Consider the following 20,147-nt stretch of genomic DNA (forward strand, 5'->3'; position numbering starts at 1 on the left):
ATTCGGCCAGAATGCCGCGTGCGGCATACGTGGGTCATTGGCCAAGCACGCATCGCTGACGATCTCAGGCCCAACGCAATGCACTGAAATCGGCAGATCAGTGCGTTCGGCGATCCGAGATGATCTCGGCGCATTGGCTTTCAGGAACGCCACGTTGTCGGATCCGTACAGCGGGCCACGCGACAGAAGAGTGCGTTTTCAACTCTGGCGGGCGCGGCGCAGAAAGCTCCTACTCGTAGGAGTAGGAGGCGCTGGCGCTCCAACCGCCATCGGGGTTCTTGTCGTACCGGTACACGGCCGTGGCCAGTCCGGCACCGCTCGGCCCGGAGCTATACCGTTCATGCAGGCCGACAAGATCGCAGATCGCGTGAACGAGTTCGTCATCGGGAAAATTGATCGGCTGCGCGCTGGAGACTAGCGTGTACTGAATCTGCCCGTGCTGCACCGCAATTGACAGTTCAGCGCTGGTCTCGTCTTCATAGACGTGACGCAGAACGTGACCACAAATGGCCATATCGACCGAATACTGCTCGTCCACTGGAACGCTCACCAGACTCAGTCTTCACCACGACAATGATTGCTACAAGCACAATACCCAGCGCTGGTCCTACACGTCGGCAGTAAGGTGCGGTCGACCGACCGCACGCTCGACCGGCACGAACAGACTCGTAAGCGGCTTAACAAAGCGTCCTGAGCGGGATCAGCCCAATCCGAGGACAGCTCCAGCCAGAAACGCAGGCACATTCGGTCCCGACTGCCTGGCAGGTGTTCGATCCTGGCGATGGGTTTTCCGGACTGCTTCCGTCCTTGCTTGTGAAAGTGGCACAACCCGACGCGACCGATCTGGAAGGAACGAGGAAGGACCGCCATCATCGCGTCCGGCGGTCCGGCGCTGGTCATCTCGCAGCCCGGTAGGTGCGAGAGCCTTTGGCGATGAGCATGCGTGTTCTCATCGGCGAGGATAGAGATCGGCGCCTGCGAAGATCTCGCGGTCCGCATCTGGCTGCGGACCAAGGGAATTGGCGCATCCACCGATATCGACAACTGTTCGAACAATGGAGAAGAAAGGAACGAAATGCGTGTCCCGAGGATGATCATCGGCAGTGCCGCGACAGTCGCCGTACTCGCCGGGGTAAGTCTCGCCACGGCCGGGCCGGCCATGGCGCAGGCAACCAGCTTCGGCACTCTGCAGACCCTGGGCAGCGTGTGCTGGGGTGGAGTGAACAGTTTCGCAGGACCCAGCTATAACCAGAGCGGAGTCGTCTCCGGCCAACTGACCTTCGACAAGTGGACACCGACATTCGGCCTTCCGTGCACTGTCGGCGTCTCGGTGAATTGGCGAAATCTCGACAACGGCGCAACCGGTACCTACTCGACCGTGCTCAGTGGCAACAGCACGTTCGAAATGAACCCACAACAGTTCGAACTGCCGACAGGGCCGGGCCGGGTTGTCCTGTCTCTCACCACCGATCGCCCGAACCTCCCGGTGCCGGATATCGAAATCACGGTCTCCTGAGGTTCGATTCGTGAGGTCGCCCTGATCGTTGGCCGGGGCCGGTCAATACCGGCCCGCCTTCAACCTCGTCGGAGGCGGCCGATCGGAAGGCCGGGGAAGACGAGCTTGGCACGTCCTACGACTCACATCGGCAACGCAGGGCGTTCTGGCTCGTGTCAGCTCCGGTCATTGACTCGGGGCGGCCACACATGATGCAGTCACAACGCTCGCGAAGATGTCGACGGCAGATGCCGGCCAACTGAAGGGGAGATGCCATGGGCGACAAACAGAAGACCCCCGATTGGGTTGCGGAAACCGGCGCATGGGTGCTGGAAAACGGACACCGAACCCTGTTGAAGCTGACCGGCGGTCGCTGGCCGCACAAGCTCGGCTCGATGCAGACGTTGGAGCTGCACACCATCGGTCGCAAGAGCGGTGAGCGGCGCTCCACGTTGTTGAGCGCGCCGATTTTCACTCCGGAGCGGATCGTTGTGATCGCCTCGCTGGGCGGAGCGTCGCACAACCCCGCCTGGTATCTGAATCTCGTTGCCCATCCCGATGTCGAGATCACTGTGCGCGGTGAGACCAAGCCGTACATCGCGCGCACCGCTTCCACGCAGGAGAAGGCCGAGCTCTGGCCCGAGATCACCCGCGGCGTCGGCAACCCGTACGACGGATATCAGCGCAGCACTACGCGGGATATCCCGGTCGTTATCTGCGAACCTGCCTGACTGCGGCCTCGATGATCACCTGAGCCCGCGGGCCATATGGCGCGTACGGCTCCGGTGACCGAGGCCGCTCTCGATTGAGCTGGACGTAGAGCTCCTGGCGTGCGCGAGCGATGACAGTGCCACTCGAATCGACAAGCTGCGCTTCATGATCGGCGATCGATTTGGTGCCGTCGGCGGTCCTTCGCCGCATATCGTCACCAGCAGGCAGACCGGCGGCGCGCTCGGCGTCGCACTGTTCGCCGCCCTCGCCGGACCCGCCACCGGTACGAGTTTCACCGCTCACGCCTGCGCGCTGTTCCTCGCGGCCGCGGTCACGTTCGCGGTCCTGGGTGTGCTGTGCGGAGTCGGGTCCCGCTATCTTGCTGAACGCACCGCGTCGCCGGACCTGCAGAGCCCAACGATGGTGCGCACCAAGCGAATCAACTCATGAGGTGCAGCTCGCGCAGCATCTCCGAAGCGACGATCGGATCCAGGTCAGCCAGGCTCGCCCCGGAGAGGGTGACCGCGGTGATGGTCTGTTTCTCCTGCTCGTGCAGCGCGCTCATCCACAGTCCGGGCTCGATGCTCAGCTCGGCGTGCACCGAGTCCGCGAGTGTGCGCCGCAACCGGGTCACCAGTCCCCCGCCGGTGTCCTGCCAGCGCCACCCGAATCGCTTGAGGCCCAATACAGTTCCGGTGCGCACGCTCCGACCGGCGAGGCGGTCGAGCGCATCGGCGAAGCCCGGCGTCTGCGCGGTCCACCACGGGCGATCCAATTGCCCGAAGGGCGCGAGGATTTCATAGTCGGCGAACACTTGCGCCCACTCCCGGATGGACTGGCCCAGATGGACCGGATGTGCGACGCCGACGAGGGTGTGGTCGGCCACGCCCACGAGCTCGTCATCGATATCGGCGCGGCTGCCGTCCTCGGCGATCCGGAACGATCCGGTGACCGCGCCGGTGTCATCGACGCTCACCCATACGAGCCTGCGGACCAGGTGCTGCAACACCGGATGCGCGACGAACAGCCGCTGATGCTCCGCGGCGGTCCATCGCCGCCCCGACAGCATCGCCTGTTCGAGTCGTGTGATCTGTTCCGCGGCTGTGGTTTTGAGAATCTCCTTGAAGGCGGTGTGGTCCTGATATGCCACCACGGCCCTGTCCGGATCATCGGTGGCGGCGGGCCGGGGCAGACTCTTGCGGCGCTCTGCCGCGACCCATCCCCCGCGCTCGTCGGGCACCGCGTCGAACACCAGCGGGTTCAGGCGCTGGTCGATCCGCACGACGAACGCGCGGGGGCCGTAATCGACGATGATCGCGCCGTTCTCACGCAACCCGAAGTCCGGCACCAAGCGGTCGGCGAATTCGTCGTTGGTCAGCCCGCGCGCGTCGGCGATGGTGCGCACGGCCACGCCCGCGTGCTTTTTGAACGCTTTCGCGTTGCCCTGCTGAGAGATTCGATGCAGCACCGCCAGCGAGGCGTCACTGTCGATGGCGACCAGCACCCGCAAGGCCGCCTCGGCCGGTGACCCGGCGCTGTAATACCAAGTCCGGACAATCGGTTCCAGGCGCCAGGCGATCTCGTCATCGCCGAACAGTGCCAGCGCCTGCATCACCCAGATGCCACCCTCCGCCATGCCGGAGAAAATCCACGCCTCGAACAGCCCCCAGGCGAATCGCGCCAGCGACTCCGGTTCGGCGATCGCGGCCAGGTGCGCCAGACCCGGATGCCTGCCATGCGAGTCGCTCAACGACAGCATCGTGGCCACCGTACACACCGCCGCATCGGGGACCGCGAAACCGTTCTCGCGCAAGACAATCGGCGGCAGTCCCGCGGGCATGAGCCATTCGGGCAGCGCGGGAATCTGCTTCGGCCCGGTCCAGCTGTCCACGACCGCGGTGACGGTGTCCACCGCGTGCGGCACCACGCGCTCAGCGGTCGCCAGCAGCGTGTCTCGGTGCCGATCGGCCAGGGCGCGCACCGCTTTGTCGGCGGCGGTTCGGGAGGCGCCCGGGCCGGCGAGCACCATGGCGATCAGATCCGGTGCGGCCGTGGCGATATGGCGATCGAACCAGCGGCGCGCGGTGGCGCGGTGCTTCTTGCCGTTGAGCCAGCCGACCATCCACGTCGTCACCTGAGTTCCGGTGAACGGCATGAGGATTTCGGGGTCGATATCGCCGACCGGCCCGGCCGCGCTCACGAATTGCGCGGCGTTCGCGCTCTCGACGCGGCTGACCGACCGCCGCTGATCCGGCTGTGTGGCCCAGCGCGCCTGTTCGCCGGGCCGCCAGTCGAGCGAGACGGGCCGATGCCCGAACGCGGAGGTGTCCACGGCGGGGCGGGTGCGGGTCACGCGCCGCTGATGCAGTGGCGTGCGCAATGATTCGGGCAGGGACTCGAGATCTGCCCACGCGCGCGCGGCAACCACAACTCCGAATTCGGCCGCCAGGTCCGGGCGCGTGCGGGCGTAGCGCTCGCGCAGATCACGCACCACAGGGCTGGGCCGCTCGCATCCGGCCAGCACCCGCATAGCGCGCCGCGGGAAACGTGCCATCGCCGCCAGGACCGGAGCGGACACCTCCGGTGGGTTCACGTGGCTCAGCAGCAGCGAAAACGCCTCATCGGAGGGCAAATACGCCAAGATGTCGATGAACCTGCGCTCCCAGCCGGACATGCTGATCCGGGAGAGTTGGTCCACCATGGCCGCCGCGTCCGCACCGAGCCGGGCGATGCCGGTGTAGAGCGGGACGCGGTCGATGCCACCTCCCGGACTCGGCGCTTCGGTCTTGTCGACCAGCGCGGCGAACTGCTCGGCTGTGGTGATCGACATCAGCAGCATGCGATGCACGTTGTTGATATTTCTCGCGGGCCGCCCGGCGTCCCGGATATCGGCGTCGACCCACTGCTGTTCGGTGGGCGCCAGCACCGAGGTCGCGATCCGGGTGACCGGGTGCGCGTTCGCATCGCGCAATGCCGACAGCCGCGCCACCGCCGCCCGATAGACGTCCTCGGGCGCCATGGCCAGATGCTGGCGCATCCGGAACAGCACCGCGGTGAACATCGAGCCGCTGATGTCGTCGGGACGCCGCCAAGCCAGAACGAATGTGCTTGTCCCCGGGAGCAACGCCCAGTCCAGACTCGACAAGCGCACCGCCGCCTCGGCAGCGAAGGCGACACCGTACGTGCCGACCCAGGCATCCGCGACCGCGGCGTTCCCGTCGGACCAGCGTGGAACGAGCGCCGAAATCTGCGCCACCACAGCCGCACCGAGCGGAGTCGCCGACGACGGGAATTGCAGTGCCGCCAGACCGCTTTCGCGAAGCTCCGCGGATTCGACGGCCTTGAGCAGCGCGCGCATCTCGGTCCCGCGCGCGGCCACCCACGCCGCGACCTCGGCCGCCGCCTCCGAACAGTGCGCCGCCCACCCCGCCATTACCTCCGGATCCAGCGCCACCTGCGCGCCGCACTCACGGCCGGGCACGACCGGCCACTCGGCGGGCACCTGCCACACATCCTCACCGGAATCGACCGATATCGCGCGAGCCATACTCTCCCCCACCGTTGTGTCCTACTCGCGCACCAACTTAACGATCGGGTACGACAACCCGCGCACCGACCGCGTCGGCTACGCGACCACGAAACGTTTGCGCCGCAACGGAACACCGCAGAACATCTCCTCACCCAATCCCGCGACGGATCGGCTTCGGCACGGTTCGCCCGAAAGAGCGATCCCGAACAAGGAGATGGTGCGATGCGCTGTGCACCGTTTGTCACCACTATGGCGTCATGTTCCAGCCGAACTTCACGATCAGTGCTGCGACCGCGACCGCGCTCATGGCCATCGAGGCCGACCGGCAGGCGATCATCGAACTGCCGATCCATGCCGATGTTCTGGCAGCGCTCCGCGAGACCGCCAGGTTGGCGGGCACCCATTACTCCACCCGGATCGAGGGCAACCGGTTGACACTGGCCCAGGTCGCGGAAGTGATTGCTGGAAACCACTTCCCGTGCCGAGAACGTGATGAGGCCCAGGCCCGCAACTACTACCGTGCGCTCGAGCAGATCGAAGCCCTGGCCGCTGCGGGCGGCTCGATCACCGAACTCGAACTCAGGGGCGTCCATGGGCTCGTCATGTCCGGGGAGTGGACGCCGACGCCATATCGGTCGGGTCAGAACGTGATTCGTGAAGCCGCCACTGGTCGCACAGTCTATCTGCCACCCGTAGCATCCGATGTCCCCGAACTGATGGCAGACCTGTTCGAGTGGATAAACACTCGCCTCCGCGCGAGCGATCTGCCCGCACCACTCATCGCCGCACTCACCCACTGCCAATGCGCGACAATTCACCCGTATGACGGCGGAAACGGCCGAACCGCCCGACTTCTCACCACGCTCGTCCTGCACCGCGCGGGCTACGGATTGAAGAGCATCTACTCCCTCGACGAGCATTACGCTCGTAACCTCAACGGCTACTACACCGCACTGACCGTCGGTCCATCACACAACTACTACCTGGGTCGTGCGCAAGCAGATCTCACCGGATTCCTGAACTTCTTCTGCGACAGCATCCCAGGCCCTCCGCTCCGTACGGTCCCGCGCCGCCGAGGTCGCCCGCACACCAGGCACCAGACATGGCGACGCGGTCGCCACTCTCCGACAGCTCGATCCTCGCCAACGCCGAACTCTCGAGCTCTTTCGCGAGAGCGCGGTAGTCACCGGCTCGGAGATCGCCACACATCTCGGAATCAGCCCGCGCACGGCAAACACCCTGATACGCAGTTGGATTGCCGGGGACTTCATCGAAATCAACAACCCTTCCCGGAACAAGCGCACCTATCGCCTACGTCCACACCATGGGCACCTCGTCTGACCAAATCCACTTCTGAACGTGCGCGTGAGGAATCGATCTCCAGCGCGCCCAGGCGTCGGACAGCTAGTGAATTAGTATGCCCTGCAACGTGATTGGCGACGCTGCGGCTGCGCCGGGCATTCAGCCGAGATAGGGCGTAGACCGTCCCTCAAGGTAGTGGGTCAACCGCAGTCGCTGGGTGGGGTGCATGTCGAGCCGGTCGAGTTCGGCGGGGGCTACGAACCGCAGTTCGGTGGACTCCTCGGAGATGGCGAGATCTCCGCCCACGACGCGTGCGAGGAAGCATACGTTGAATTGTCGTCGGACCTCCCCGTCGGTATAGGCGATGATGTGGCGGGGATCGGTGTAAGTGCCCACGAGGCCGGTGATTTCGATGTCCAGGCCGGTTTCCTCCTTGACCTCACGCACCGCGCAACCGGGCAGGCTGTCTGTCATCTCCATTCCGCCACCGGGCAACGCCCACAAGCCGCTGTCGGCGCGACGCTGGAGCAGGATGCGGCCGGTGTCGTCTGCGACCACAGCCGAGGCCGCCACGACGAGGCTGTTGGGTTCGGGAGCCGCTGGGTCGTTGTAGTACTCGGTGCGTGCCATGGTCCCCTACCCTTCCACTGGCCGGGCCGATGTCCAGACCGCGTTGAAACTGCCTGTGTAGGTGTCGAATAGGCCGCCGTCGAGGGTCCGACGCAGATGCCAAACGGGCGAGCCGGTGGAGGCCGTGACAATTCGGCACTAGCACGTGCGCAGCAAACTGCTCGGCAGTACGAACGAGCGCGGAACGACCTTCAGCCTCGGGGATGTAGTCCGTTTCCACTAGGTCGCGACTGAACGGGTCGCGTCTTCCATTGGTAGCTTAGTACGATCCGGCGATGCCGCCCTCCCGCCGCGCACGCCGCGATCCCCTCTACTTCGAAGCTGCCGCAGAAGGCGTCGATCCGCCCGACCGTGAGATCCCGCTAGATTCGCCCGGAGGGCTACTGATCTCAGTCGATTTCGGCGATGCCACCTTCGGGAACGTCGTCGAGGCACAGCACAACGTTCGAAGGCTGGTTCTCGCGTCGGTTTCGCTCGCGGTCGCCGAACATGCCATTCAGGAAGCGAGAAAGCCTGACACTCAAGAGACGCTGATTGTGTCACCAGGCGAATTCGCGCGGTCGCGTCTGAGGATCTCCAGCAGCGTCACAGTCAACCCCTGGCAAGAGGTGATCAGCTTCCTTGCCACCGGAGGATTTGGCGCGGCGGTGGTCAAAGGTTTGGTCGAGGTGCCGAAGCTTCTCGACCTCAGTATTCGGATCTCAACTTTGCGGGGAGAGCGACAAAACAAGTTGAAGGAACTTCGAAACGCTGGGGCTGAGCTAGATCGGGAGTTTCACGAACAACTCCAGTCGATGCGATTGCCGGAAGCAGCAGCCGTCCGAGAAGTCTTGGACGATATTGCACCACATGCCGATTCGGTGCGCGCCGAGATAATCGGCGCAGAGGAGGTCGCGCGTCGCCGTCGGGCGATGCTTCGTCTGGTACACCCGCCTGAAGACTAGTGACGCCCCGGACCCGAGTCCGACCGAGGCATCACTCTCTCGCGATATTTACGTCGTAGTGCTGCGATGCGATTGGAGCGCCGGGGCCTTAACTGCAACCCCGGCGGGCTGGATGTCTGACGTTCGCGAACGTCACCGCGTTCTTGCTTGCGTGCTGGGCGCGCTCGCAACCTCGTCCAGGGGCTCAGGCGTCTTACCGCGATACGTGATCGCGCATTGCTCAGCGATGTGGTGGTTGTCGGACTGAAACTCTCGCACCCTGCAGCCGGTGAGACCAAGGATTAGGAGACTTGCGGCACAGAAACACCCCGTTTTCGATCACAGCTTCGTTATAGGACCTATCGAGATCGGTTGTGCTGCAGCTAGACACCGCATTTCCCCTGTAACGCGGGGAGCCTTTGTCGAGTGCCCGCCTGGAACGCGCGCACCCAACAGCCAAATACCCCAGGAGGGGTCGGCAGGTGCAGACACTCCGGATTCGGGTTCTGGAACGGATGCGGCTTCGGCCACCACGCTGACACCGCCCCGATGTCAGCGTGGGGCCATGCGTAGGGCGCCGTCCATGCGGATCGTTTCGCCGTTCAGGTAGTCGTGTTCGGTGATGTACTGCGCGAGTTGGGCGTACTCGTCGGGACGGCCCAGGCGGGACGGGAAGGGGATTCCGGCTGCCAGGGCAGCGCGGTATTCGGGGTTCATGCCCGCGAGCATCGGGGTGTCGACGGTGCCAGGGGCGATGGTGTTGACGCGAATGCCGAACTGCGCCAGGTCACGTGCGGCCGGGATGGTCATGGCCGCGACGCCTCCCTTGGAGGCGGAGTAGGCGATCTGGCCGATCTGGCCTTCGAACGCCGCGACCGAGGCGGTGTTGATGATGACCCCGCGCGAGCCGTACTCGTCGACCGGCTCGGTCTTGGAGATGGCGTCCGCGGCCAGGCGCATGACGTTGAAGGTGCCCAGCAGGTTCACGGTGATGACCGTGCGGAACAGCTCGAGATCGTGCGGACCGTGCTTGGAGACGATGCGTCCCGCCCAGCCCACACCGGCGCAGTTGACGACGATGCGCAGTGGCACACCGGATTCCACCACCTGAGCCACCGCGGCGGCCACCTCGTCAGCGGAGGTGACGTCGGTCGGAACCAAGGTGACCCCGGCCGGAGCGTTGTCCCCGGCGCGCTCGATCGACTGAGCCAGGTCCAGGCCGAAGACGGTGGCGCCGGCGGCGGCGAGGCGGGTGGCGGTGGCCGCACCGAGGCCGGAAGCAGCTCCGGTGACGATGGCGGCGGAGCCGGAAATCTCCACGGTGATTGGTCCTCTCGACAGCGGAGCGCCCCTCATGAGCCCTCCGGTTTACACACAGGACCCGCTTTCGGCGATCCCCGCGCGAAGGTAGTTGGTATTTCAGCGACAAGCGAGCGGATGTGATCGCATCAACACTGACGAATGTGCAGGTCAGTGCAGTTATTACAACTGCGGCGGCATTCGTTCGTGCAATGGGCCGAAAACCGCTCGGTCGAATACGCCCCGATCGTGAGCGATCCGATATCGCTCGGCAGCGTATCGGTCGGCCAGCCCACTGTGGGTTGGGTGGTACCGGGCATCGCACCGTGGTATTTCCGTCCAATTCTATTCCGAATAGGCATATTTCAAAGAAGGCCGCATTCCCGAGTCCCGCTCAGTGGAATCCCCCGCAGCCGCACCGGCCAGGGGTGTGACACGTTTCACGCCGACGTGTTATTCATCCACTTCCGGAGGACGCTTCATGTCCACCTCTGTCGACAATTCAGGACCCGCGAGTCCCGATCTTGACGATTCCGCCCGACTCGATGGCGCATCGAAATACAGGATCTACTCGGTGCTCGCCGTGATCGTGCTGTTCACCGAGATATCCCCGATGCAGTATGTGATGGTCTCCGCGGCGCTGCGGCAGATCGCTCCATCGTTCCCCGACCAAGGCGCCAACATCAATTGGGCCATCATCGTTTTCGGCGTCGTCGGCGCCGCGGTCTCACCGCTGATCGGCAAGCTCAGCGATATCTGGGGCAAGAAGAGACTGTTCCTGGTGTGCGGTGTGCTGTTCCTGATCGGCACCGCGGTGTGCGCGGTCACCAGTAACTGGGGGCTGTTTCTACTGGGGCGCGCCCTCGAGGCCACGGCCATCGCGACCACCGTGGTGTCGTACGGCCTGATCCGAGATCTCATGCCGCGCAGGCTGGTTCCGGTCGGTTTGGGCATCGCCTCCACCGGTCTGGGCGTCTCGGCGCTGATCGGTCCGCTGATCGGGGGCTACATCACCGATCACACCAGTTGGCGCGGGATGTTCTGGTTTCTGTTCATTTTCACCCTGATCATGATTCCGCTGCTGATCGTCGGTGTGCCCGAGACCAAACTGCGTACTCCGCAACGGCTCGACACGCTCGGGGTGGTGCTGCTCGGCGGCGGCGCGACCCTCACCCTGATCTATCTGGACAAGGGCCAGGACTGGGGATGGCTGCGGCCGACCACACTTGCCTGGCTGATCGGCGGGCTGGCGTTACTGGCGTTGTTCCCGATCGTGGAAATACGTGCGCGCCAGCCGATTATGGATATGAAGCTACTGTTCACCCCGCGCGTGAGCGTGGTGCTGTTCATCGCGCTGCTGGGCTCGCTGATGATCGGTGTGCAGTCCTACGGACCCGCGTACATGATTCAGTCTCCGCCCGCGTCCGAGATCGTGGCCCAGGCCAAGGCCGCGACCTACGACCAGGTCAAGTCCCAAGCGCTCGCCCAGGCGCAGGCGCAGGCCGAAGCACAGGCCAAGGCCGCGTTGCCGCCCGGTGCGGAGCTGCCGCCCGGTGCGGTGCATGTGCCCGAGGATCTGGTCCTCGCGCAGTTGCCGCCGGATATGGTTCAAGTGCAATTGAATCCGGGTTACAGCTACGGCGAGGGCTTCAGCCTGATGCGTTTCGCCACCCATGTGACGCTGCCGCAGTCGTTGATCGCCATGCTGTTCGGATTCCTGGGCGGTCTGTGGATTCGCCGGGTCGGCGGGCGCCGGCCACTGGTCGTGGCACTGGCGGTCTTCGTCGGCACCGGAATCGCCTATGCCGCACTGGGACACGGGTGGGTGACCATGGCGGTGATCGGCGCGGTCACCGGTGTGGGCTTCGCGCTGTACTACGCCACCATGCCCAATCTGATCGTGGAGGCGGTGCCCGCCGAACAGCAGGGCATCAGTTCGGGCATGCTGGGCGTCATGCAGGCGATGGGCGTGGCCATCGGAATCGCGATCGCCACCGCGTTCCTGAACGCGAATCCGGTCGTGGCGGAGGTGACGGTGGCGGGCAGACCTGCAGTTACGCAAGAGATTCCGCTGATCTTCGCGGACCGGGGCTATGAGATCAGCTTCTACTTCGTGGTGATCACCTCGGCGATCGCGCTGATCGGCGCGCTGATCATGAAGGCCGGGCGCACTCCGGCCACCGGTGGCACCGCGTTCTGATCACCGAACTACCCCGGCTCCGGCACCAGTGGCGCCGGAGTCGGGGTAGTGTCATTGAGACACGTTGTCAGCGAGGCAATTTCAGCACCCGCCGCGCGATGATATCGAGCTGGATCTCAATGGTGCCGCCACCGAACATGACGGCGGGCAGGCCGAGAAAGTCGACGGCGTAGGGCTGGTCCGGATCGCCCAGGGCAGCGCGCGGGCCCAGGATCGAGGTCACGGCGCGAGATGCCTCGCGTTGGGCGAGAGCGTGCCAGACCTTGCGGACACTGTTACCGACGGCATTGCCGTCGGCTACCCCGTGCAGGAGCGTCAGCGCGTTGCGCAGGTTCAACGCCGCGACCGAGAGTTCGAGTGCGGTGGTGCGGCCCAGAACGTGCAGGGCGTCCTCGCGCGAGCCGGTGTGGTCACCCGATTCGAGCAGTCGGCGAGCCAGCGCGCTCGAGCCATGACCGAATGTGGCCGAGCCCATGGCCAGTCGCTCGCTGGACAGCGTGCCCGCGGCGATGCGCCAGCCGTCGCCGGGGTTGGCTACGACCTGACTGTCGGGGACGAATACCTCGTCGAAGAAGACCTCGTTGAATTCCCAGATTCCGGTCGCCTGCCGCAGCGGTCGAACGTCGATGCCCGCGCTGTCCATGCGGATCAGAAAGTAGGTCAGGCCCGCGTGTTTGGGCGCCGAAGGGTCGGTACGGGCCAGGCAGATCGCCCAATCCGCTTCCTGGGCCTGAGAATTCCAGACCTTCTGCCCATTCAACGTCCACCCGCCATCGACTTTGGTTGCGATGGTGGACAATCCGGCCAGGTCCGAGCCCGCACCGGGTTCGGAGAACAGTTGGCACCAGATAATGCGCCCGTGCAGGGTATCGGCGACGAAGCGCTCGCGCTGGGCGGGGCTGCCGTGGTCGAGCAGGGTCGGCAGCACCCAGCCGCCGATGCCGAGTTCGGGTTGGGTGAGCTCGCGTCGGGCGAATTCCTCGGCGATCACGGCCTGTTCGTCCGGGCCCGCGGCCAAGCCGTACGGGCGCGGATAGTGCGGTGCGACCAGACCGGCGGCGACCAGGAGGGCGCGGCGAGCGGCCCCGCGCGCGGGAGCCCAACCGGCAGAGGGCATTTCATCGTCGGGCAGGGCGGCCACCGCGTCGAGAACCGCCCCGACCCGCTCGCGCAGGTCCGGGAGCGACCGCGGTGTTACGAAGGAGAAGTCACGCTGCGCGATCAGGGCGCGCTCCCCCAGTCGGCGCGCCCAGAGGTCTTCGCCACCGATCGCCGCGGCCAGGCTGATCGCTCGGCGCCAATACAGATGGGCGTCGTGTTCCCAGGTGAATCCGATGGCGCCGAGCAGGCTGATGCACTCGAGTGCCTGATCGATCGCGGCGGGCATGGCGGTGCGGGCGGCATGCGCGGCCGCCAGGCGTTGCTGTGCGGGCGGCTGGGTGTCCGCGCGCGCGGCGTCCCATGCCGCCGCGGTGGTGACTTCCGCCCGAACCAGCATGCGTGCCGCCTTGTGCGCAACGGCTTGAAAGCTGGCGATCGGGCGACCGAATTGCTTTCGCACACTGATGTATTCGACCGCGGTATCCAGGCACCAGGTGGATACCCCGCTCGCCTCAGCCGCCGCCAGCGCGACCGTCCACAGTTCCGCGGCGGCGGGATCGATCCCGTCGAGCACCCGGGTCGCGCGGACCGGGTAGTCGTCGAATTCGGCGTGGCCGACCGACCGGGTCAGGTCGACGGACTCGCTCGTGATCATCCGCACAGCATCGGAGGTGTCGGCGGTGGTGAACCAAAACCACAGGCTCGCATCGGGAGTGCCGTCGATATCGGCACGCGCCAGCACGCGCTCGACGCCCGGCAATCCCGGTGCCGGATCGGAATCCCCGGATACCATCCACCCCTCGGGAGTGCGCGTAGCCCGCACCCCGTGCCCGGTCAGCACCGCACCGGTCGTACCCGCCCCGAAGTCTTCCAATAGTTGCTCGGCACCGGATTCGGCGAGCATCGCCAGCGCGCTCGCGGTGACCGTGGACAGGTACGGGCCGGGAAACAGTGCCGCACTCAATTGTTCGGCGACCACGGCGAGCGTAGCGAGTCCGCATTCGTCACCGCCGTACTCGGTGGGCAGGTGCAGGCTGTGCAGGCCCTGCGCGCACAGCGCCGCCCAGACCTCGGTGTCCACGCTCCCAGCGGCGTAGTGGTGCAGGTGCTCGCGGGTGTGCGAAATCGGCGCGAGCTTGCGGGCGAAGGCGGCGACGGACTCTGCCAGCGCGTGCTGGTCGGCGTCCACTGCAAGGGGCATGGCGATTCTCCTGAGAATGAAATATGCAGTACCACAAGCAATCCGGAAAGGTCAGCGCCGCGCGAGAAGTCGCGTGGACAGTTCCCACAGCTCATGTGCGGTGTCCGGATCGGTGGCATGGTCCGCGGCCTTGCCGACCGCGCAATCGGACAGATACACACCGCGGCGCCGGTCCAATTCGCTTGCGGTGGCAGCCCATACCGAAGTCGCGGCGGCCTGTTCGATCGTTTTGGGATTGGCCAGCCGCCCGGGGGTGCGGACGGTGAGCTGGCGCATGCGATCGAAGTCGTCCCGAGACATGAAGCGCGCCAAGCCTGTTACGCAAATACCCGGATGCACGGCGTAGGCCGCGACCGGCTCGCCGGCCATCCGCCGGTCGACTTCGACGGTCATGAGCACATTCGCCGCCTTCGACTGCGCGTAGGCGATGAACTTGTCGTACGGACGCGCGAGGAACTGCATATCGTCCAGATTCATCGGATACGCGCGGTGCGCGTCGGAGGACACCGTGATCACCCGCGCCGTGGTCCCGGTCCGTGCGCCGGTGGCGGCCAGCACCGGCAGCAGTTCGGTGGTCAGCAGGAAATGCCCGAGATGGTTGGTGGCGAACTGTAATTCGAGTCCCTGGCCGGTCCGGGTGAGCGGCGGATACATCACCCCCGCGTTATTGATGAGCAGATCGATTCCCGATCGGCGCAGGGCCAGCGTGCCCGCGGCGGTACGCACGCTGGTCAGGTCCGTCAGATCCAGGGCTATGACATCGAGGTCGGCTTGCGGGTGCAGTGCGCGGATCCGGCGAGCGGTCCGGATCGCGGCGCCGAAATCGCGGGCGGCCAGAACGACGGTGGCGCCCGCGGCGGCCAGCGCCCGAGCGGTCTCGGTCCCGAGCCCGCTCGTCGCCCCGGTCACCACGGCGGTGCGACCGGTGAGATCGACATCGCCGAGTACATCGTCGGTGGTTCGCACCGCACCGTCGAGGGTTCGGGACACGACGCCGGGAGTGGTGTTCATGAATCGGTCAGGTCCTTCCATTCGGCCGACAGTCGAGCCGACCACCGGGGATCGCGGTGTTCCTGCCGCGCCCGCACGCCTTCGGCGCCGTCGGGGCGGCCCATGACCCGCAGATGCAGTTCGGTTTCCAGATCAGCGACGCGGCTCGGGTGGTAGCCGTGAATCGCGGTGTCCCACAGCAGTCTTTTGCACAGGGCGGCCGACATCGGCGCAACGTTGACTGCCATGTCGTGGGCCATTTCCAGCGCGGCCGGAAGTACATCGGCGGCGGGCAGGGCGCGACTGGCCAATCCCAGCCGACATGCCTCTGCGCCATCGAATGTCCTGCCGGACAACAGAATTTCCGCCGCGACTGCCATTCCGGCGACCCGGGCCACGGTCCAATGCGCCATGGCATCGGGCAGCACCCCGAGTCGCACCTGCGGAATGGCGTATCGGGCGTCGGCGGCGACGAAGCGGATATCGGCCTGCATGGCCAGTGTCATGCCGATACCGATGGCATGGCCGTTGACCGCGGCGATGACAGGTTTGCGCAAGGCGAACGCGGGCGGATCGACCGGCGAGGCGGAAAACGTTGCGCTGTCCGGGCTTCGGAACGTCGTCCCGCCTCCGGAGAGATCGGCTCCGGCACAGAATGCCGGTGCGGCTCCGGTCAACACGAGCACACGCACCGAGTCCTCGGCATCGAGATCGCGGTATGCCCGGCCGAGGGCGCGGCCCATCGTGCTTGTGAAGGCATTGCGCCGCTCCGGCCGATTCAGGGTCAAAACCGCTACGCCGGAATCTATTTCGACATGCAGCTCGCTCATGGGCGATCTTTCGACGCGGAGATGAAGCCCTCCTCGGGATCGACGCTCACAATTACATAGTAGCATGTTACGTTATTGCCGTGTGTCCGGCATCACGTCGGGTTTCGGTTACGCCGTCGGGCCGAGATCAGGACAGATACACCGGCAAGCGGAAGCGGCGGCCGATCTTGCCTCGGTTCCATCGGCATCCAGAGAAAGGCACCCTCACCGTCGAGGGCACATCATGAGATCTCTCCCTACTCGCCGCACCAGGCGTTCCCTGGTCGTCGTCGCGGCCGCAACACTGCTTCCACTGGGCAACGGATTCGCGCAACCACCGGACAACCCCGCCGATGTCGTACAGGAGCTGCACGACATCGCCGATACCGCCGTCCCCCGCGCGGACTGCCGCGACGCCTCGCTGACCGAAACCGGCATCCAGGGTGATGTCTCGGCCGCCGACCGCGGAAGTGGACGCAGCACACTCGGCTACAGCTGCAACCTCACTCGCGTCGGCGGCTTCGCCGGGCGCGGTGGCGGTGTCACCTCCACCGGTTTCGACCACTGCGTGTACCTGGGCAGTTTCTTCCCCGGTGATCTGCTCGGACCCGCGACCGGCGTACAGGTGCTGGACGTTTCGGATCCGGCGAATCCGGTGCCCACCGCCAACCTCACCGAACCGGCGATGCTCGCGGGCACCTGGGAGAGCCTGAAAGTCAACGAGACTCGCAAACTGCTGGTGGGCGTCGGGGTTCCGGCGATGACGGGGTACGGGCTGATCTCGGTCTACGACATCTCGGACTGTGCGCATCCGGTTCTGCTCAATCCGGGCCCCGGCACCAATTTGTCGATGCTCGTACCGCTCACCGGGCACGAGGGCGGGTTCTCCCCGGACGGTATGACCTACTGGTCCTCGGGCACCATCCCGGGCATCGTCAGTGCCATCGACCTCACCGATCCGGCTCAGCCGCATGTCATCTGGCAGGGCATGCCCGGAACCTCCATGCACGGGATGGGTATCAGCGACGATGGCAATCGCCTGTATCTGGCGAACAACGCGGGCGGTATGAGCGTGCTCGACATCAGCGCCGTGCAGCGCCGCGACCCGAATCCGCAGGTACCGGTGCTGACCCAGCTGACCTGGACCGACGGTATGGCGACCCAGCATGCCATCCCGGTCAGCTACGGCGGCACCCCGTACGTGTTCGCCGCCGATGAGGCCGGATCCGGCGGGGTCAAGCTCATCGACATCTCCGACGACCTCCACCCGAAAGTGGTGAACTCGATCAAACTCGAGATCAATCTGATCGAAAACCGTACCAGCGCAATCGCTTCGGGTATGGGCGGTTCCATCTTCGCCTATGATTCGCACTACTGCGCCGCCGATCGGCCGGTCGATCCCACCGCGCTGGCATGCGGCTGGATCTCCTCCGGCGTCCGAGTCTTCGATGTGCGCGATCCGTCCCAGGTTCGGGAGATCGCCTACTACAACCCGCCCGCGCGTACCGGGCACAATGCCGAACTGTGGAATTCGCCGCACGCGCTGGCGTCGGTCATCGGGCTGCCGCTACTTAGTCTGCAATCGGTGACCCAGGCGATGGACCGGGGCGCGTTCGATCAGGCCCGGGCCATGGGTCCGCGTGGCGATCAGATCGTGCTCGGCGATCTCTCGAGCGACTGGTGCATGTCGGCGCCGCAGTGGCACGGCTCGCAATTGTGGGCATCGTGCGCGGACAACGGTTTCCTTACATTGGATCTCGACCCGCGGGTATACACCCCTCCGGCTGACCAGCATTCGACGGTCGGCTCCTAGAAGCGCACCGGATCGACGAAAGACGCTGCCCCGCAGCGGATTAGCTGCTTCGTCCAGACGGCACGCGGCTCTACGCAGCGACGCGCGGGGCCGCAGCCGTCACCGTGATCGCACCCCGTGCGCGGCCATGACATACAGCGCGTCGGCGACACCGGAGACGAATCGCTCGGCATCCTCGCCGCCTCGCAGCAGGGCGTGGAATGTCGTTGCGCCGGAGAGGATCTCGAAGAGCAGCTCCGGATCGGCACCCGGCGGTATGCGACCGTCGTCCACCGCGCCGCCGAGCAGTTCGGCGAATGCCTTGCGGGCCGGAGCCCCGATGGCCAGCAGACGGCGCCGCGCCTCCTCGGTCTGGGAATCGGCGAGCAGTCCGGGCACGCCCGCCCGGGCTGCCGGACTTTCGGCGCGGACCAGAAAGATCCGCACCCAGGTGGCCAGGTCGGCGCGCAGATCGCCGGTCGGCTCGGGCGGCGCGTGCCCGCCCGGACCATGAATGGCCTCCTCCAGCAATGCCTGTCGCGTGGGCCAGCGGCGATAGATCGCCGGAGTGTTCACCCCGGCGCGTTTGGCGATCGCGACCACGGTCGTTTGCGGGTAGCCGACTTCGGCAAGCAGGTGGCGCGCGGCGATGAGTACCGCGAGGTCCTTGTCAGCGTCGCGGGGCCGCCCGGGCCGCGGTGCATTGTCCGAAGTCACAATTACATTGTAGACTGTTACGTTATTCTCGATCGATCCAGGCCCCGGAGTGGAGCGGCCGAGGCGCACCGTGCCCGGCTCATCGGCCGATCGTGATATCGGCGACGGCGGCGCGCACCGTGCGAATATCGGAAACTGCTGCGAACACCAGTGATTCGTGATGGAAGTCGCGTAGCCGTGCCGCCGTACGGCCCGCCGCCCGGGGTCCGGCCAGTGCGAGGGCGGCTGCGGCGAGTTCGGCGGCGCGCTCGGGCTCACCCAGCATAACCTGCAGACGGGCATTGGATGTCACCGTCACTGCGGGATGAATCATGTTGGCGGGCACGGGAGTTCGATCCATTCCGAATGCTGCCTCAGCCAGGCTCGGGCGAGTTTCGGCCAGGCGGCGATAGCTGGGGGCGAGCAGTTCGGATTGTCTGCCCCGCCCCGGCCAGGTGCGTCGGGGCCCGAGCAGGAAGCACAGATTGAGCGCGGTCAGGCTCCGGTCGAGCGCGGTATCCGCGAGCGGGTACTCGGCCGCTTCCAGATGACACTCCGTGGCGTAGGCGGTTTCTCGTTCGAACGCCGCGCTATCGCCGACGATGCCGTACGCGGTGGCGAGCAGATGCGCCAGGGTGCCCCGCAAGCGCGGCGGCGCGCACCGCCTGGCGATGTACTGCGCCGAGTGCGCCACCTCCAAACCGTCCTCGGGGCGGCCCTGGTCGAGGTACTGCATGGCCAATCCCGCCAGGGCGGCGGCGGCCAAGGCGGGGTCGCCCGCGGTATGGGCCAGGCGTGCCGAACTCAGGTAGAACCGGCGTGCGGCGTCGGTGTCCTCGATATCCCAGCACATGCAGGCGGCGATATCCGCGAGCTCGGCGCCCACCCGCAGGGACTGCTCCGCGCGGGCGGTGCCGGGTGGGATCTGTTGCAGGCGGGGAAGATTCACCTCCAGCCAGTCGAGCACCGCACCGCGCGGCGGGCTCGATTCGGACCATTGCAGCCCGCGCGCCCACATCGCCAGTCGTTCAGCCGCACTCAGCTCCGCGAGCGCGAACCCCGATACGCCGCCGCTGGGCACGATCGGCAACAGCAATGACGCCAGGTCGATCGACAGCTCACCCTCGGTGCGCGCGAGCACCGGCAGTCGCGCGTACAGCGGACTCAGCGAGGTCCCAAGCGCCGACTCGTAGGCGGTCACGTGTTCGGGCCGAACGACACGGGCGCCCGTCTCGAGCTGCCCGAGGTAGGGCTTGGAATAGTTCGTGCGCGCGGCCATACCCTGCAGACTCAGCCCCGCGGCCAGCCGCGCCGTGCGCAGCGCGCGCCCGATCTCACTCATGCGCCCGCCTCTCCGCACGCCGTCCGGTCATGCCGGATCGAACATTTCGCCAGAATACGTCTGCCGGCCGTCGCCGTCTGCAACTGTCTGCAGAACGATCGCAGCCGGGTCTGGACCGTACCGAACG

The 20,147-nt window shown here is 65.9% G+C and carries 16 protein-coding genes; 7 read left to right on the forward strand and 9 right to left on the reverse strand.

Annotation, left to right across the window (positions count from 1 at the left end):
* Window positions 1-229: 229 nt before the first annotated feature.
* The gene (locus tag AB0L82_RS42640; RefSeq protein WP_364651010.1) at window positions 230-550 is read right to left on the reverse strand and encodes a hypothetical protein; all 321 of its coding nucleotides are present in this window, start codon (window positions 548-550) and stop codon (window positions 230-232) included.
* Between the two features lie 393 nt (window positions 551-943).
* Between AB0L82_RS42640 and AB0L82_RS42645 the strand changes: the two genes are divergently transcribed.
* The 3 genes from AB0L82_RS42645 (at window position 944) to AB0L82_RS42655 (ending at window position 2,656) form a co-directional block, all read left to right on the forward strand.
* A complete protein-coding gene (locus tag AB0L82_RS42645; protein WP_364651013.1) occupies window positions 944-1,516 on the forward strand; it encodes a hypothetical protein in 573 nt (190 codons plus the stop codon).
* A gap of 254 nt (window positions 1,517-1,770) precedes the next feature.
* Window positions 1,771-2,226: a nitroreductase/quinone reductase family protein gene (locus AB0L82_RS42650; protein WP_364651016.1), complete on the forward strand. Its 456-nt coding sequence runs from the start codon at window positions 1,771-1,773 to the stop codon at window positions 2,224-2,226.
* A gap of 145 nt (window positions 2,227-2,371) precedes the next feature.
* A complete protein-coding gene (locus AB0L82_RS42655) occupies window positions 2,372-2,656 on the forward strand; it encodes a hypothetical protein (RefSeq protein ID WP_364651019.1) in 285 nt (94 codons plus the stop codon).
* On the opposite strand, the gene AB0L82_RS42660 is transcribed toward AB0L82_RS42655, so the two are convergent.
* Complete coding sequence (locus AB0L82_RS42660) at window positions 2,646-5,765, reverse strand: DUF4132 domain-containing protein (RefSeq protein ID WP_364651022.1); 3,120 nt, start codon at window positions 5,763-5,765, stop codon at window positions 2,646-2,648. The genes AB0L82_RS42655 and AB0L82_RS42660 overlap by 11 nt on opposite strands.
* Window positions 5,766-5,992: 227 nt before the next feature.
* On the opposite strand from AB0L82_RS42660, the gene AB0L82_RS42665 reads away from it, so the two are divergent.
* Window positions 5,993-7,168: a Fic family protein gene (locus tag AB0L82_RS42665; protein WP_364651025.1), complete on the forward strand. Its 1,176-nt coding sequence runs from the start codon at window positions 5,993-5,995 to the stop codon at window positions 7,166-7,168.
* Window positions 7,169-7,196: 28 nt separating this feature from the next.
* On the opposite strand, the gene AB0L82_RS42670 is transcribed toward AB0L82_RS42665, so the two are convergent.
* The gene (locus tag AB0L82_RS42670) at window positions 7,197-7,667 is read right to left on the reverse strand and encodes an NUDIX domain-containing protein (RefSeq protein ID WP_364651028.1); all 471 of its coding nucleotides are present in this window, start codon (window positions 7,665-7,667) and stop codon (window positions 7,197-7,199) included.
* A gap of 275 nt (window positions 7,668-7,942) precedes the next feature.
* Here AB0L82_RS42670 and AB0L82_RS42675 point away from each other — a divergent pair, with 275 nt between their 5' ends.
* Window positions 7,943-8,611 (forward strand): hypothetical protein, encoded by a 669-nt coding sequence (locus AB0L82_RS42675; RefSeq protein ID WP_364651030.1) that lies wholly within the window; start codon window positions 7,943-7,945, stop codon window positions 8,609-8,611.
* 531 nt (window positions 8,612-9,142) lie between these two features.
* Here the strand turns inward: AB0L82_RS42675 and AB0L82_RS42680 are convergent.
* Window positions 9,143-9,910, reverse strand: a complete 768-nt coding sequence (locus AB0L82_RS42680; RefSeq protein ID WP_364651033.1) for an SDR family NAD(P)-dependent oxidoreductase — start codon at window positions 9,908-9,910, stop codon at window positions 9,143-9,145.
* 553 nt (window positions 9,911-10,463) lie between these two features.
* On the opposite strand from AB0L82_RS42680, the gene AB0L82_RS42685 reads away from it, so the two are divergent.
* Entirely contained in the window at window positions 10,464-12,089 is a 1,626-nt protein-coding gene (locus tag AB0L82_RS42685) for an MFS transporter (protein WP_364651036.1), read from the forward strand.
* 67 nt (window positions 12,090-12,156) lie between these two features.
* Here AB0L82_RS42685 and AB0L82_RS42690 read toward each other — a convergent pair whose 3' ends face one another.
* The 3 genes from AB0L82_RS42690 to AB0L82_RS42700 are packed head-to-tail and all read right to left on the reverse strand — an operon-like array spanning window position 12,157 to window position 16,211.
* Window positions 12,157-14,391, reverse strand: a complete 2,235-nt coding sequence (locus AB0L82_RS42690; protein ID WP_364651039.1) for an acyl-CoA dehydrogenase — start codon at window positions 14,389-14,391, stop codon at window positions 12,157-12,159.
* A gap of 51 nt (window positions 14,392-14,442) precedes the next feature.
* Complete coding sequence (locus tag AB0L82_RS42695) at window positions 14,443-15,402, reverse strand: SDR family NAD(P)-dependent oxidoreductase (protein WP_364651042.1); 960 nt, start codon at window positions 15,400-15,402, stop codon at window positions 14,443-14,445.
* Window positions 15,399-16,211: an enoyl-CoA hydratase-related protein gene (locus AB0L82_RS42700; protein WP_364651045.1), complete on the reverse strand. Its 813-nt coding sequence runs from the start codon at window positions 16,209-16,211 to the stop codon at window positions 15,399-15,401. The genes AB0L82_RS42695 and AB0L82_RS42700 overlap by 4 nt, the downstream gene beginning before the upstream one ends.
* Window positions 16,212-16,434: 223 nt before the next feature.
* Here AB0L82_RS42700 and AB0L82_RS42705 point away from each other — a divergent pair, with 223 nt between their 5' ends.
* Window positions 16,435-18,003, forward strand: a complete 1,569-nt coding sequence (locus AB0L82_RS42705) for a hypothetical protein (protein ID WP_364651048.1) — start codon at window positions 16,435-16,437, stop codon at window positions 18,001-18,003.
* 99 nt (window positions 18,004-18,102) lie between these two features.
* On the opposite strand, the gene AB0L82_RS42710 is transcribed toward AB0L82_RS42705, so the two are convergent.
* Together AB0L82_RS42710 and AB0L82_RS42715 are read right to left on the reverse strand one after the other, a co-directional pair.
* Window positions 18,103-18,699, reverse strand: coding sequence for a TetR/AcrR family transcriptional regulator (locus AB0L82_RS42710; protein ID WP_364651051.1), 597 nt, complete (start codon window positions 18,697-18,699; stop codon window positions 18,103-18,105).
* A 79-nt stretch (window positions 18,700-18,778) separates the two neighbouring features.
* Window positions 18,779-20,020, reverse strand: a complete 1,242-nt coding sequence (locus AB0L82_RS42715; protein WP_364651054.1) for a helix-turn-helix transcriptional regulator — start codon at window positions 20,018-20,020, stop codon at window positions 18,779-18,781.
* Between the last annotated feature and the right edge of the window lie 127 nt (window positions 20,021-20,147).

It is taken from the genome of Nocardia sp. NPDC052001, from assembly GCF_040680615.1.
GTDB lineage: Bacteria > Actinomycetota > Actinomycetes > Mycobacteriales > Mycobacteriaceae > Nocardia.